Origin of the sequence: Streptomyces sp. NPDC008317 (genome assembly GCF_042955955.1) — a bacterium.
In the GTDB taxonomy this organism is placed as follows: Bacteria; Actinomycetota; Actinomycetes; order Streptomycetales; family Streptomycetaceae; genus Actinacidiphila.
The window spans coordinates 308,878-323,344 of the sequence record NZ_JBIBFQ010000006.1 but is presented as its reverse complement, the minus strand read 5'-3'; the positions used below and the strand labels follow the sequence as shown (position 1 = coordinate 323,344).

Here is a 14,467-nt window from a genome sequence, read left to right as displayed (position 1 = left end):
GTCTTGTGCTGGACGGGGTCCGCACTCGTAATATCTAACGACCCGTCAAATCTAACGGTCCGTCAGAAACGATGAGAAGGGGCGGGACGTGGGCAACTTCCTGGCCGGAAAAGTCGTGGCCGTCACCGGCGCCGGGCGCGGCATCGGACGCGCGGTCGCCATCGCCTGCGCCGCGCAGGGATCGAAAGTCGTCGTCAACGACTACGGCGTCGCCATGGACGGCGCGGGCCAACCGGCAGGCGACGTCGCCGAGTCGGTGGTGAAGGAGATCGAGGCGGCGGGCGGCGAGGCGGTCGCCGTGGCCGACGACGTGTCCACGATGGCGGCGGGCGAAAGGATCGTGTCGGCCGCGACGGACCGCTGGGGACGGCTCGACGGCGTCGTCTGCGTCGCCGGCATCCTGCGCGAACGCATGCTCTTCAACATGGCGGAGGACGAGTGGGACCCCGTCATCGCCACCCACCTCAAGGGCACCTTCACCGTCTTCAGGGCCGCCAGCGCGGTCATGCGCCGCCAGGGCCACGGCACGCTGATCGGCTTCACCAGCGGCAACCACCAGGGCAGCGTCTCGCAGGCCAACTACTCCGCCGCCAAGGGCGGCATCATCTCGCTCGTCCGCAGCGCCGCCCTCGGCCTGAACAAATACGGCGTCACCGCCAACTGCGTGGCCCCCGTGGCCCGTACCCGGATGTCCGCGGGCGTGCCCATGGAGCTGAAGGAGATCGGTGAGCCGGAGGACGTCGCCGCGCTCGTCGTCTACCTGCTCTCCGACCGCGCCGCCGACACCACCGGGCAGGTCTACACGGTCGCGGGCCCCAAGATCGCGCTGTGGGCGCAGCCCAGGGAGATACGTTCCGCCTGGTCGCAGGACGGGCCCTGGACGCCGGAACGGCTGGCCGACGTCATCCCGGCCACCATCGGCACCGACCCCATGCCCCTGCTGGAACAGCTCGACGCCATGCGCAGAGCCGCCGCGGCCAAGGACCGCCCCAACGCCTAGGGAGCGCCATGGACTTCACCTTCGGACCCGAGGTCGACGCCTTCCGCGCGGAGGCCCGCCAGTGGCTCGCCGCCAACGCCCCCGCCGCCACCCCGGCCGCCACCGACATGCGCGCCGCGCCCGACCGCCGGGCCTGGGAACGTACCCTCGGCGCGGCGGGCTGGATCGGCCTCGGCTGGTCCGGAACATACGGCGGCAACCGGCGCGCGACGCTCGCCCAACAGGTCGCGTGGGGCGAGGAGTACGCCCGCGCGGGCGCCCCCGTAAGGACAGGACACATCGGCGAGAAGCTGCTCGCGCCCACCCTGGAGGCGCACGGCACACCCGAGCAGTGCGAGCGCTTCCTGCCGCCGATCGCGCGCGGGGAGGAGCTGTGGTGCCAGGGGTACAGCGAGCCGGGCGCGGGCTCCGACCTGGCGGGTGTGCGGACGGCGGCCGTACGCGATCCGGCCGACGGCTCGTACCGGGTGTCGGGGCAGAAGATCTGGACGTCACTGGCGCGTGACGCCGACTGGTGCTTTCTGCTCGCGCGCACCGAGCCCGGCTCGCGCCGCCATCACGGCCTGAGCTTCCTGCTGCTGCCGATGGACCAGCCGGGGATCGACGTGCGCCCGATTCGGCAGATGTCCGGCGCGGCCGACTTCAACGAAGTGTTCTTCGACGGCGCCCGCGCCGTCGGGGTCGTCGGCGCGGAAGGCGGCGGCTGGCAGGTCGCCATGGCGCTCCTCGGCCACGAGCGCGGCGTGTCCACACTGGTCCAGCAGATCGGCTTCGGGCGGGAGTTGGCGGAGGTCACGGAGGCTGCGCGGCGCACAGGGGCCGACACCGATCCGATGATCAGGCAGCGGCTGATACGGCTGTGGGCGGAGTTGCGGACGATGCGCTGGAACGCGCTGCGCACCCTCGGCACCGCCGACCTCGCCGCGCCCAGCGCGGCCAAACTCCTCTGGTCGGCCTGGCACCAGCGGCTCGGCGAGCTGGCGATGACCGTACGCGGCCCGTCCGCCGCCACCGGTCCGCGCGACTGGACACCGGCCGCGCCGTACGAACTCGACGCCGCCCAGCACCTGTTCCTCTTCTCCCGCGCCGACACCATCTACGGCGGCTCGGACGAGGTGCAGCGCACGATCATCGCGGAGCGGGCGCTGGGGCTGCCGAGGGAGCCGAAAGGGTGAGCGCGTCCGAGGAGGAAGAGGCCATCAGGGTGAGCGCGTCTCCCCAGCACGCCCAGCACGCCCAGCACGCCCCGCACCCCCCGCACGGCCCTGGGCGCGAGCCGCCCTACGAGCCCGCGCACGGCCTCCTGCGCGGCCGTACGGTCCTGGTCACGGCCGCCGCGGGCAGCGGCATCGGCTTCGCGACCGCGCGGCGCTGCGCCGAGGAGGGCGCGGTCGTGGCGATCAGCGACCGGCACGAGCGGCGGCTGGCCGAGGCAGCCGCGGAGTTGGACAAGCTGACTGGCCAGGCGCCGCTGGCCGTGCCGTGCGACGTGACCGTCGAGGACGATGTGCGGCGGCTCTTCGCGGCCGTCACCGAGAGGTTCGGCGGTCTGGACGTCCTGGTCAACAACGCGGGCCTCGGCGGCACCGCCGCGCTCGTCGACATGACGGACGCGCAGTGGTCGACCGTCCTCGACGTCACCTTGAACGGCACCTTCCGCTGCACCCGCGCCGCCCTGCGCCACATGCGGGAACGCGGCACAGGGGTGATCGTCAACAACGCGTCCGTGCTGGGCTGGCGCGCCCAGGCCGGACAGGCGCACTACGCGGCGGCCAAGGCGGGCGTGATGGCGCTGACCAGGTGCGCGGCCGTGGAGGCGGCCGAGTTCGGCGTACGGGTCAACGCGGTCGCGCCGTCGCTGGCGATGCACGCCAACCTCGCGAAGGTCACCAGTGACGAATTGCTGGCGGAACTGACCGCGCGCGAGGCGTTCGGGCGGGCCGCGCGGCCCTGGGAGGTCGCCAACGCGATCGTCTTCCTTGCCAGCGGCTACAGCTCCTATCTGACGGGCGAGGTGGTCTCCGTCTCGTCCCAACACCCTTGACACCCTTGAGGGGGCGCACATGAGCGGGCACGGCGGCACGATAGGCAGCACTAATGGTGACGCGCACGCGGACGGCACCAAGGGGGGCGCCGCGCTGGACGGCACTTATGGTGACGTCCGGGGACGTGTGCGGGGCGTCGTCTTCGACGGCAAGCAGGCGCAGGTCGTGGACGACCTGGAGGTCCGCGCGCCGGGGCCCGGTGAGGTGCGGGTACGGATCGCGGCGGCCGGGCTGTGCCACAGCGACCTGTCGGTGATCGACGGGACGATCCCGTTCCCGGTGCCGGTCGTGCTCGGCCACGAGGGCGCGGGAGTGGTCGAGGCGGTCGGCGCCGGGGTGACCCACGTGGTGGTCGGCGACCATGTGTCGCTCTCGACGCTCGCCAACTGCGGGACGTGCCCCGAGTGCGACCGTGGCCGCCCCACGATGTGCCGTCAGGCCATCGGCCGCCCGGGAAAGCCCTTCACGCGGCAGGGGAAGCCGCTCTTCAACTTCGCCTCGAATTCCGCCTTCGCGGAGCTGACCGTGGTCAAGGCCGTCCAGGCGGTGAAAATCGCACCGGAGATCCCGCTCACCTCGGCCGCCCTGATCGGCTGCGGTGTGCTGACCGGCGTCGGCGCCGTCCTGAACCGGGCGCGCGTCGGCCTCGGTGAGAGCGTCGTCGTCATCGGCACCGGCGGCATCGGCCTCAACGTCCTCCAGGGCGCTCGGATCGCGGGCGCCTCCCGCATCGTCGCCGTGGACAACAACCCGGCCAAGGAAGCGCCGGCCCGGCGGTTCGGCGCCACGGACTTCGTCGCCGACGCCGCTTCCGTACGCGACCTGCTGCCCCACGGCGCCGACCACGTCTTCGAGTGCGTGGGCCGCACCGCCCTGATCCGGCAGGCGATCGACCTGCTCGACCGGCACGGCCAGGCACTGCTGCTCGGAGTGCCGCCCGCCGATGCCGAGGCGTCGTTCCGCGTCTCCTCGATGTTCCTGGACAAGGCGATCCTCGGCTGCCGATACGGTTCCTCGCGCCCGCAGCGCGACATCGCCCTCTACACCGACCTCTACCGACAGGGGCGGCTGCTGCTGGACGAACTCGTCACCGAGACCTACCCGGTGGAGGACTTCGCCAAGGCGGTGGACGACGCCGCGCACGGGCGGGTGGCGCGCGGCGTGCTCACCTTCTGAGCCCTCTCTCCCGGCCGTCCGAGTCCTACGGGCCCTCCGCGCCTTCCGGACCCTCGGAGCCTACCGTCCGGCCGCGCTGTGGAACGTGCGGCGGTACGCCGTCGGTGACACCCCGAGCGCGGCCTGGAGGTGCTGACGCATCGACGCCGACGTGCCGAAACCCGCCTGCCCGGCGATCTGGTCGACCCCGAGATCGGTGGACTCCAGCAGGTGGCGGGCGTGTTCGACGCGCTGCTGCGTCAGCCACTGTCCGGGGCTCATCCCCACCTCCTCGCGGAACCGCCGGGTGAAGGTGCGTACGCTCATCGACTCGCGCTCGGCGAGCTGCCGCAGCGTGAGCGGCGCGTGCAGCCGGTCCAGCGCCCAGGAGCGCGCCCGCTCCGTACTGGCCAACTGCGGCTCCGGCAGCGGCCTGCGGATGTACTGCGCCTGGCCGCCCTCCCGGTGCGGCGGGACGACGGTGCGGCGCGCGACCCCGTTCGCCACCGCCGTACCGAAGTCGCGGCGCACGATGTGCAGGCACAAGTCGATGCCCGCGGCGACCCCGGCCGAGGTCAGGACGTCGCCGTCGTCCACGTAGAGGACGTCGGGGTCCACCTTGACCTGCGGGAAGAGCCGCTGGAAGTGGTCCGCGCTGCTCCAGTGGGTGGTCGCGGGGCGACCGTCGAGCAGGCCCGCGGCGGCGAGCAGGAAGGAGCCGGTGCAGATCGAGACCGTACGGGTGCCGGTCCGCATCCGGCGGAAGGCGGCGGCCAGTGCGGGCGTCAGCACCCCCTCGGTGTAGACGGTCCCCAACTCGTGCGAGGCGGGCACGACCACCGTGTCCGCCTCGGCCAGCGCTTCGAGCCCGTGCTCGACGACGACGCTGAAATCGGCGTCGGTACGGACGCTGCCGGGGGCGACGCTGCACGTCACGACCTCGTACAGCTTCCTGCCGTCCTCGACGCCCTGTGCGGCGCCGAAGATCCGCAGCGGGATGCCCAGTTCGAACGGGATCACGCCGTCGAGCGCGAAGACGGCGACCTTGTGCCGGTCGGGGTGCTGGAAAACGGCCATGGCCCGATCCTTTCACATCATGGCCATCGGGCCACTCGTCCGGTGGTACCGATCTCCGGAGACTGTTCGAGTGACGCAGACATCGCACTCCGCCGGTCAGGTCCCTGACACCGTGACCGCCGCACCAGGGCCGGCCGCCACGCCTGGCGAGGCCGCCGTACCCGGTGTCGGTGTCGCGCCTGGTGCCGTATCCGGCGTCGCTCCTGACCTCGGTCCCCGCCCCGGCGCCCGCGTGCGACCGCACCGCGCCTGGGCCGTCGCCGTCGTCACCTTCGTGACCCTCGTCGGCGCCGCCGCCTTCGCCTCGCTCCCCGGACTGCTGATCGACCCGCTGCACACCGAATTCGGCTGGTCGCGCGGCATGATCGGCTTCGCGGTCTCGGTGAACCTCGCGCTGTACGGGCTCACCGCGCCCTTCGCCGCCGCGCTGATGGACCGCTTCGGCATCCGGCGCGTGGTGGCGTGCGCGCTGGTCACCATCGCGCTCGGCGCGGGACTGACCGTCTACATGACGCAGGTGTGGCAACTCGTGCTGTGCTGGGGCGTGCTCGTCGGCCTCGGCAGCGGCTCGATGGCGCTGGCCTTCGCCGCCACCGTCACCAACCGGTGGTTCGTCGCCCGCCGCGGCCTGGTCACCGGCATTCTCACCGCGGGCGGCGCGGCCGGACAACTGGTCTTCCTGCCCGTGCTGTCCTGGATCACCGAACACCACGGCTGGCGCCCGGCCGCCGCGGTGGTGGCCTGCGCCGCGCTCGCCGTCGTCCCCTTCGTCTGGTTCCTGCTGCGCGACCACCCCGCCGACGTGGGCCTCGCGGCCTACGGCGCCGCCGAGTTCACCCCCAAGCCCGCACCGGTCGCGGGCGCCGCGGGCCGGGCGCTGCGGGCCCTGCGCGACGCGGCGCGTACCGGACCGTTCTGGCTGCTCGCGGGCACCTTCGCGATCTGCGGCGCGTCCACCAACGGCCTGGTCAAGACCCACTTCGTGCCCGCCGCCCACGACCACGGCATGCCCGTCACCGCCGCCGCCTCCCTGCTGGCCGTGATCGGCGTCTTCGACATCGCGGGCACGGTGGCCTCCGGCTGGTTCACCGACCGCGTATCACCGCGCCGCCTGCTCGCGATCTACTACGGCCTGCGCGGACTCTCCCTGATGTTCCTCCCCATCCTGCTCGCGGACAGCGTCCATCCGCCGATGGTGCTGTTCATCGTCTTCTACGGCCTCGACTGGGTCGCCACGGTCCCGCCGACCATTGCCCTGTGCCGCGAGCACTACGGCGAGAACAGCGCGATCGTCTTCGGCTGGGTCCTCGCCTCCCACCAGATCGGCGCCGCCCTCGTCGCCTATCTGGGAGGTGTCGCGCGTGACGCGTTCGGCTCGTACGACGTCGTCTGGTACTCCTCCGGTGCCCTGTGCGCGGTGGCCGCGCTGATGTCCCTCGTCATCCGCCGCCGACCGGTCGCCGCGGTACCGGCGTTGGCGGTTACGGGGTGAACGGGCCGAAAGGAGCGAAAGTTCCGAATCCGCCCCGGTAGAACAGCAAAGGTCCGGAAGGGTCCTCGGGGCCGGCCGGGGCGTTCGGGTTGTCGTCGCCGCCCGTCGCGCCCAGCGCGACCACCCGGCCCACCACCACGAGGTGGTCGCCCCCGGTGTGCACCGCGTGGATCGCGCAGTCGATCCACGCGGACGCGCCGCCGATCCGGGGCGACCCCGAAACGGGCGCGGGCGTCCAGTCCACGCCCGCGAACTTGTCCGAGCCACTCACCGCGAACTGCCTGCACAGCGGGGCCTGCCCCGCCGTCAGTACGTTGGCGCAGAAAACGCCCGCACGGGCGATGCGCGGCCAGGTCGTTGACGCACGCCCGACCATGAACGCCACCAGTGGCGGATCCAGCGACAGCGACACGAACGACTGGCAGGCGAAGCCGGCCGGCCCGTCGGGGCAGGCCGCCGTCACCAGTGTCACGCCGGTCGCGAAACGGCCGAGCACCCCGCGGAATTCACCCTGGTCCACCGGTGCCCGCTCGTCCGGGCCCACCGCCCGCAGCGCGGCGCGCGCCCCGGCCAGTGGTGCGGCGCCCGGCAGCGCCGTGGGCGCCGTCGCCGGACCTCCGGCGCCCGGCGCCGCGGCCGTCGCCGCCCCGACCGACCTCAGGTACCGCACGGCGGTCTCCGCCATTCCCGCGTGTCCCATCACCCCTCCATTGAATCTGACGGACCGTCAGATAGGAAGGGTGAGGTGAGGCCGAGGTGAGGTCGGGGCGCTGTCGATCGGCGGGAACCGGGTTTCTCGGCGGGGGCGTGCTCGTCGGCCGGTGGCGGGTGGCGGGTGGCCGGTGGCCGGTGGCGGGCGGCGGGTGGCGGGTGGCGGACGGAGGGAATCGGGTCACCGGCCCCGGAAGTGCGGCTGCCGCCGTTCGGTGAAGCTGCGGACGCCCTCCAGCGCGTCGGCGGTGGTCATGACGATCTCCTGCGCCGCCGCCTCGGCGGCGAACGCGGTGGCGCGGTCGGTGTCGAGGGAGGCGTTGACGAGCTGTTTGGCCAGCGCCGTCGCGCGCGTGGGCCCGGCGGCCAGGCGGTCCGCCCAGGCGCGCGCGGTCTTGTCCAACTCGGCGGCCGGTACGACGCGGTTGACCAGTCCGAGGCGTTCCGCCTCGGCGGCGGGCAGCGCGTCGCCGAAGAAGAGCAGTTCCTTCGCGCGCTGCGGGCCGATCAGCCGTGGCAGCAGATACGCGCCCCCGCCGTCGGGGGCCAGGCCGCGCCGGACGAACACCTCGATGAACGTGGCCCGTTCCGAGGCGAGGACGAGGTCGCAGGCGAGGGCGAGGTGGGCGCCGATCCCGGCGGCGGTGCCGTTGACCGCCGCGACGACCGGCTTCTCGCAGTCGAGCACGGCCGCGATCAGCCGCTGCGCGCCGCGCCTGATCGTCCGCGCCACATCGCCCGGCACCCGCTCGGCCGGTGCGCTCGCGCCTCCGCTCAGATCCGCGCCCGCGCAGAACGCCCGGCCGGTCGCGGTCAGTACGACGGCCCGCACGTCCGGTTCCGCCGAGGCTGCTTCGAGCAGGCCGATCAGGCGTTCGCGCTGGTCCCAGGTCAGGGCGTTCATGGCGTGCGGGCGGTCGAGCGTGATCCACGAGACCCCGTTGTCAGTGGCGTGACGTACAACTGACTCAGCGGAATCGTCCGGTGACTCAGCGGAGTCGGCGGCGGTGTTGTCGGAGTCGGTGGAGGGGGAGTCGGCCATGGGAATCCTCGGTCGGAGCGGGAAGAGCGGGCACGGGGTGTGCGGGCACGGGGTGTGCGGGCACGGGGCACGCGGGCACGGGGTGTTCGAGTGCTGGGCATGGGGGCGCGCGGCGTCCGGGAGCGGGTCGTGTCGGCGTGCGCCCTTCCGGCGCGGACCGTTCCGGGACGGACCGGTGGGGGGCGAATCCTCGGCGTACGGGTCGGCGCGGTCAGTAGCAGACGGCCAGTGCGTCGAGCGCGACCGCGCCCTGCCCGCGCGGCAGCACCATCAGCGGGTTGATATCGAGTTCGGCGAGCGAGTCGCCCAGTTCCATCGCCATCCGCTGCACGCGCATGACCACGTCGACGAGCGCGTCGGTATCGGCGGGCGGCGCCCCCCTGACCCCGTCGAGGATCCTGCGGCCCCGCAGGTCGTCCAGCATGCCGCGCGCGGTGTCCGGCCCGAAGGGCGGCACGCGTACGGCGGTGTCGGCGAGGACCTCGACCAGGATTCCGCCGAGTCCCACGGTGACGGTCGGGCCGAAGAGCGGGTCGGGCGAGATGCCGACCACCATCTCCACGCCGCGCTCGACGAGTTGGCAGACCAGGATGCCGTCCAGGTCGATGTCGGCGGCGCGGGCGGTGTCGGTGAGTTCGCGGTAGGCGTCCCTGACCTGGCTGGCCGAGGTGAGGCCGAGCCTGACCAGGCCCAGCTCCGTCTTGTGCCCGAGCTGCGCCGCGGAAGCCTTCATCACCACCGGGTAGCCGACCAGGCCCGCGGCCCGGACGGCGCCCGCCGCGCTGGTCACCAACTGCTCGCGGGGCACCCGGATCCCGTACGCCCGCAGCAGTTGCTTGGCCGCGTGCTCGCTGAGCTGGTGGCCCGCGCGCAGCAGGCCGCGCGCCTTGCGCGCCGAGGACGACGGTGTGCGCGGCGCTTCGTCGAAGGGCGAGCGGTAGGCGGCGGTGAAACGGTGGTGGTCGAGGTAGGACTTCACGGCGGTGACGCAGTTGCCGAAGGTGCGGAAGGTCGCCAGCCGGGAGGAGCCGAGCAGGGTGGTGCGGTAGGCGTCCTCGGTGCCGACCGGGGAGCCCCACACCACGCAGATCAGCTTGTCCGTCTCCTCGGCCGCGTCCGCCAGGTCGCGGGCCAGCTTGTCGCTCATCGGCGGGAAGGGGCCGGTGATGGGACAGATCAGTACGCCGACGGCCGGATCGGCCAGGATCGCGTCGATGATCTTCCGGCCGCGCCAGTCGCCCACCGGGTGGCCGCCGTTGTCGACCGGGTTGGCGACGTTCAGGTAGTCCGGGATCCACTGGTGGAGTTCGGTGCGCTTGGCCTCCGACAGCGCGGGCAGCCGCAGCCCGGCCGAGGTGGCCAGGTCGGCGAAGTGCGCGCCGGTGCCGCCGGATATGGAGTAGACGACGACCCCGTCCGCGGCGGGCGGCCGGGCGCGGGCCAGCAGGGCCGCGGTGTCCTGGAGTTCGTCGAGCCCGTCGACGCGGATCACGCCGAACTGCCGCAGGGCGGCGTCGATCACGGAATCGGTCCCGGTGAGCTTGCCGGTGTGCGAGGCGGCGGTCCTGGCCCCGGCGTCGGTACGGCCCACCTTGACCATCACCACCGGCACCTTGCGCCGGGCGGCGCGGTCGGCGGCGAGGCAGAACGACCTGCCGTCCTTGAGCCCTTCCACATATGCGGCGATGGCGCCGACCTCGGGCTGCCCGGCGAAGTAGGAGATGAAGTCGGCGGTCTCCAGGTCCGCTTCGTTGCCGGTGGGCGCCCAGTGGCTGAGCCGGATGCCGAGTTGCTGGAGGGAGTGCAGGGGGCGGCCCTGGTGGCCGGACTGGGTGATCAGCGCGATGGCGGGTCCCGTGAGGTCCTCGCGGAACTCCTCGAAGGCGTTGAGGTTGGTGTTCGGTCCGAGCAGCCGCAGACCGGAGCGGGCGACGACCTCGGCCAGCCGGGTCTGGGCCGCCGCGCCCTCGGCGCCGGTCTCGGCGAAGCCGGAAGCGAAGGCCACGGCGAAGGAGACCTTCGCCTCGCCCAGTTGCTCGATCACCGGCAGCGGGTCGGCGACCAGCAGCACCGCCAGGTCCACGTCCTCCGGGAGATCGGCCACCGAGGCGTGGCAGGGCAGGCCGAAGACGGTCTCCCGGCCGGGGTTGACCGGCAGCAACTGGGCGCCGACCCGCTGCGACCAGGTCAGGAGCTGTCGCGTGATGCCGGTGTTGGGCCGCCCCTCGGTGTCGGACGCGCCGACCACCGCTACCGTCCGTGGCCGGAAGAACCTGTCGAGGTCGGGTACGGGGGCGTGCAGCGGACGGCCGCCGACATCGGTGTCCGACCCGCCGCGCGCGACGGGCCCCGGGCCGGGACTGCGGGTGCTGAACGTGGATCCGAGCATCGGTCTCGCCCCCTCCTGCTGCTGGGTCTACAGAACTGACGCATAGTCAGATTACTGAACTGACGACCTGTCAGGAACAGTCGGGTCACGGAAAAGAAATGTGCGGCCCTGTGCGGGGTGCGGACGCGCGGCGTCCGGTTCGCTCGCGGGGACGCGGGGTTCCGGCGTCCCCGCGAGCGGGTCGGCGGCCTGCGTATGGAGAGAGGGGGATGTGGGAGCGGGGGTGTGGGAGCGGGCGTGCGTCAGCGCGCGCACGGCCGGGTGCCGCGGCGGTACGTACGAAGCGGGCGCGTACGGGTCAGCGGGTGTGGGACACCTTCCGGGCGATCCGGCGGGCGTCGATGGCCATTTCGCGGAACATGCCGCTGATGGGGTTGGTGAAGCCGGTGAAGTACAGGCCGGGGGCGCCCTTGGGCGAGCGGGCGCCGTGCACGACCGGGCGCCCGCGCCCGTCGAGTACGCCGAGGTGGCCGACGAGCGGTTCGAGGCCGCGCCGGTACCCGGTGGCGGCGATGACGACCTCGGGGCTGATCTGCGAGCCGTCGGCCAGGTGCACCTTGTCCCCGTCGAAGCGCTCGACGGCGGCGACGGGTTCGACCCGCCGGGCGCGTACGGCCTCGATCAGGCCCACGTCCTGGACGGGGATGGAGCCGTCGAGCACGCGCGCGTACAGGCCGGTCTCCGGGCGGGGCAGGCCGTACGCCGACAGGTCGGGCACGCTGGCCCGCTCGATGTACGGGGCGACGCGGTCGACGACGCGGGTCGGCAGCCGTCGGCACAGGATGCCGCTGGCCTGCGCGGGCCAGCCCGCCGTGGACCGGCGCATGATGTGCGGCGGGGTGCGGACGGCGAGCCGTACCCGGGCGGCGCCGCCTTCGACGAGGTCGACGGCGATCTCGGCGCCGCTGTTGCCGACGCCGACGACGAGCACGTCGCGCCCGGCGTAGGGCGCGGCGTTGCGGTAGGCGGCGGAGTGCAGGAGTTCGCCGGGGAAGGTGTCGCGGCCCTCCCAGTCCGGTATGTGCGGCGCGTGGTTGTGGCCGGTGGCGACGACGACCACGGGGGAGGTGAGCACCCGGCCGCCGTTGGCGGGCAGCTCCCAGCCCGCGCCCGACGCCGCGCGGTCGACGCGCTCCACCGCTATGCCGGTGGTGATGTCCAGGTCGTGGTGCTCGGCGTACTGCTCCAGGTAGCGCACCACGTCGTCGCGGGCGACCCAACGGCCGTACGCGCGCGGGATCTGCAGGCCGGGAAGCGCGGACAGCCGGCGCGTGGTGTGCAGGCGCAGCCGGTCGTAGTGGGCGCGCCAGGAGGCGCCGAGGTGCTCCGAGCGCTCCAGTACCAGGGGGCGCACCCCTCGCGCTCTGAGCGCGGCAGCGGCGGCCAGGCCGCCGGGTCCCGCGCCGATGACGATGGTGTCCGGCTCGGCGGTCGCGCTGCTCGCGGGTGTGCCCGAACCGGCGTTGCTGGGGTGGGACATGGAGAACTCCCGGGGCCTGAAAGTCGTACGAGAAACGAGTTGCGGCGGTACCGGAAGGTAACTGCTCGCGCGCGTGTGAGCGTAGCCCGGAACGGATCGGTCGGCGAGGTTCGGTCCGGCCTCTTGCGCATACCGCCCGCCGTCCGCTGAACTGACGTACCGTCAGATTTGGAGGAGGTCCGGCATGCGCGCGATCTGGCTCAGCGGCCCGGAATGGCTGGCCGTACTGCGCATAGGGCTGGGGCTGTGGTGGCTGGAGAGTTGGCGGCACAAGGACAAGAAGGCGTGGTTCGCGCGCGGTACGGGCATCGCCTGGGCCGCCGACGTGGCCGAGCGGCACCGCTGGCCCTTCGTGCGCACCGGCTTCGCGGCGGTCGTCGCCCCGCGCCCTCGCCTGATGGCGTACGTCGTCGTCTACGCCGAACTCGCCCTCGGGCTCGGGCTGATCACCGGCCTGCTCACCCCCGTCGCCCTCGTCGGCGGCCTGCTGCTGAACCTGCTCTACCTCGTCCTGATGATCCACGACTGGGCCGAGCAGGGACAGAACGCGATGATGGCGCTGATCTCGGTCGTGGCGTTCTTCGCCGTGAGCTGGCAGACATGGTCTCTGGACGACGCCTTCGGGCTGTTCCGGTGAGCGGCGCGGCGCGGTTCGACCTGCCGCGAACCGACGCCTTCACCCGGACCTATTGGGACGCGGCGGCCGAGGGGCGGCTGCTCATCCGGCGCTGCCGGGCCGGCGGATGCGGCGCCGCGCACCACTACCCGCGCGAATTCTGCCCGCACTGCTGGAGCGAGGACGTGGTCTGGGAGACCGCCTCCGGCCTCGCCACCCTCTACACCTGGTCGGTCGTCCACCTCAACGACCTGCCGCCGTTCCGCGACCGGCTCCCCTACGCGGCGGCCGTCGTCGATCTCGCCGAAGGGCCGCGCATGATGACGGAAGTCATCGACTGCGCGGCGCAGGGATTACGGATCGGCATGCCGTTGAGGGTGGATTTCCGCCGTGGCGCGGACGCGGGAACCCCGCCCGAGGACGAGCCCGCGATCCCCGTCTTCCGCCCGGCCTGAGCCCCTGCCGCCCGCGTGAGGCGGACGTCAGTGCTTGGCCGTCACCATGTGCGGCGTATGCGACCGGGCCCGTACCGCCTTCCGGTACAGCGCCTGGATCGCGTCGTCGAAGAACGGGCTGTACGAGATCCGGTCGGACAGCCCGCCCTCGTCCTCGCCGCCGATCAGGCCGATGACGCTGCCGCTCTTGGTGCGGGTGTTGTAGTCGAGCAGCCACGGGCTGCCGGAGGTGCCGGCGAAGTACCCCGCGCACACCAGCTGCAATTGGCGCAGCCCTTCGAGCCGCGAGGTGGTCGTCGTGCAGGTGATCGCCTCGTCGGACGGGTCGTCGGAGGTGCGCGGGTAGCCGATGACGGTGACGCGGTTGTGGAAGCCGGGCGTACGGATCAGGCGGTTGCCGCCCGTCACCTGCTCGATCCGCCGCCCGTCCGCGTCCGGCGCGACCCGGGCGAAGGCGAAGTCGTAGGCGGACTCGGCGTCGTCCGCGGGTGCCCAGCGCGCGTCGGTGAAGACCTGCGAGACGGCCCAGATCCCGTACGGCTGCCGGGCCGCACCCGCGCGGAACTGCGGTACGAAGCCGATGTTCGCGCCCGGTCGGCAGTGCGCGGCGGTCAGGATCAGGTCGCGGCCGGGGCTGTGCACGACGCTCGCGGTGCAGAAGTGCGCGGTCATGTCGCCGTCGACCGAGAAGAGCATGCCGACGGTCGGGACGCCCCCGAAGTGCGTCGCGGTCTCGGAGCGGGTGAACGGTCCCGGCACGGTGCCCGGTTCCGCCGCCGGGCCGAGCTGGCGGACCGACGACGGCATGGAGTCGGCCATCCGCTCGGGGGTCCAGAAGCGCGCGGCGGCCCTGTTCGTCCAGTGCGGCGCCGTACGCGGGCGTCCGGCACCGGGCAGCAGCACCGACACCAGGACCAGCGCGGCGGTGCACACGGCGGGCAGCAGGAGGCGTCGCAGCACGCGGGAAGGGTATCGGGCGCACCCGGCCGCGTACGGCCGGGACAC

13 protein-coding genes are annotated in these 14,467 nt (G+C 72.8%); 7 read left to right on the top strand and 6 right to left on the bottom strand.

Annotated elements, in window-relative coordinates:
- The first annotated feature begins 88 nt into the window (after positions 1–88).
- The 4 genes from ACFY9V_RS21595 to ACFY9V_RS21580 all read left to right on the top strand — a co-directional run bounded on the left by ACFY9V_RS21595 (position 89) and on the right by ACFY9V_RS21580 (position 4,221).
- Entirely contained in the window at positions 89–1,000 is a 912-nt protein-coding gene (locus tag ACFY9V_RS21595) for an SDR family oxidoreductase (RefSeq protein ID WP_355337585.1), read from the top strand.
- 8 nt (positions 1,001–1,008) lie between these two features.
- Positions 1,009–2,175 carry an acyl-CoA dehydrogenase family protein gene (locus ACFY9V_RS21590; RefSeq protein ID WP_391162441.1) on the top strand — a complete coding sequence of 389 codons (1,167 nt, stop codon included), beginning with the start codon at positions 1,009–1,011 and terminating at the stop codon, positions 2,173–2,175.
- Positions 2,172–3,044: an SDR family oxidoreductase gene (locus ACFY9V_RS21585; protein ID WP_391162439.1), complete on the top strand. Its 873-nt coding sequence runs from the start codon at positions 2,172–2,174 to the stop codon at positions 3,042–3,044. The genes ACFY9V_RS21590 and ACFY9V_RS21585 overlap by 4 nt, the downstream gene beginning before the upstream one ends.
- 127 nt (positions 3,045–3,171) lie before the next feature.
- Positions 3,172–4,221, top strand: coding sequence for an alcohol dehydrogenase catalytic domain-containing protein (locus tag ACFY9V_RS21580; protein WP_391162569.1), 1,050 nt, complete (start codon positions 3,172–3,174; stop codon positions 4,219–4,221).
- 60 nt (positions 4,222–4,281) lie between these two features.
- Here the strand turns inward: ACFY9V_RS21580 and ACFY9V_RS21575 are convergent, their stop codons facing one another.
- The gene (locus ACFY9V_RS21575) at positions 4,282–5,277 is read right to left on the bottom strand and encodes a helix-turn-helix domain-containing protein (RefSeq protein WP_391162438.1); all 996 of its coding nucleotides are present in this window, start codon (positions 5,275–5,277) and stop codon (positions 4,282–4,284) included.
- A gap of 232 nt (positions 5,278–5,509) precedes the next feature.
- Here ACFY9V_RS21575 and ACFY9V_RS21570 point away from each other — a divergent pair, with 232 nt between their 5' ends.
- Entirely contained in the window at positions 5,510–6,769 is a 1,260-nt protein-coding gene (locus ACFY9V_RS21570) for an MFS transporter (RefSeq protein WP_391162567.1), read from the top strand.
- Here the strand turns inward: ACFY9V_RS21570 and ACFY9V_RS21565 are convergent.
- The 4 genes from ACFY9V_RS21565 to ACFY9V_RS21550 form a co-directional block, all read right to left on the bottom strand.
- Positions 6,759–7,454, bottom strand: a complete 696-nt coding sequence (locus ACFY9V_RS21565; protein WP_391162565.1) for a flavin reductase — start codon at positions 7,452–7,454, stop codon at positions 6,759–6,761. The genes ACFY9V_RS21570 and ACFY9V_RS21565 overlap by 11 nt on opposite strands.
- Before the next feature lie 207 nt (positions 7,455–7,661).
- Positions 7,662–8,522 carry an enoyl-CoA hydratase-related protein gene (locus ACFY9V_RS21560; RefSeq protein ID WP_355337597.1) on the bottom strand — a complete coding sequence of 287 codons (861 nt, stop codon included), beginning with the start codon at positions 8,520–8,522 and terminating at the stop codon, positions 7,662–7,664.
- 211 nt (positions 8,523–8,733) lie between these two features.
- Entirely contained in the window at positions 8,734–10,911 is a 2,178-nt protein-coding gene (locus tag ACFY9V_RS21555) for an acetate--CoA ligase family protein (protein WP_391162436.1), read from the bottom strand.
- Positions 10,912–11,209: 298 nt separating this feature from the next.
- A complete protein-coding gene (locus tag ACFY9V_RS21550; protein WP_391162434.1) occupies positions 11,210–12,391 on the bottom strand; it encodes an NAD(P)-binding domain-containing protein in 1,182 nt (393 codons plus the stop codon).
- Positions 12,392–12,575: 184 nt separating this feature from the next.
- On the opposite strand from ACFY9V_RS21550, the gene ACFY9V_RS21545 reads away from it, so the two are divergent.
- On the top strand, positions 12,576–13,028 hold the full coding sequence (locus tag ACFY9V_RS21545; protein WP_355337606.1) for a DoxX family protein: 453 nt from the start codon (positions 12,576–12,578) through the stop codon (positions 13,026–13,028).
- Positions 12,992–13,462, top strand: coding sequence for an OB-fold domain-containing protein (locus tag ACFY9V_RS21540; RefSeq protein WP_391162432.1), 471 nt, complete (start codon positions 12,992–12,994; stop codon positions 13,460–13,462). Before ACFY9V_RS21545 ends, ACFY9V_RS21540 begins: the two co-directional genes overlap by 37 nt.
- Before the next feature lie 27 nt (positions 13,463–13,489).
- On the opposite strand, the gene ACFY9V_RS21535 is transcribed toward ACFY9V_RS21540, so the two are convergent.
- A complete protein-coding gene (locus ACFY9V_RS21535; RefSeq protein WP_391162431.1) occupies positions 13,490–14,422 on the bottom strand; it encodes a trypsin-like peptidase domain-containing protein in 933 nt (310 codons plus the stop codon).
- Positions 14,423–14,467: the final 45 nt, after the last annotated feature.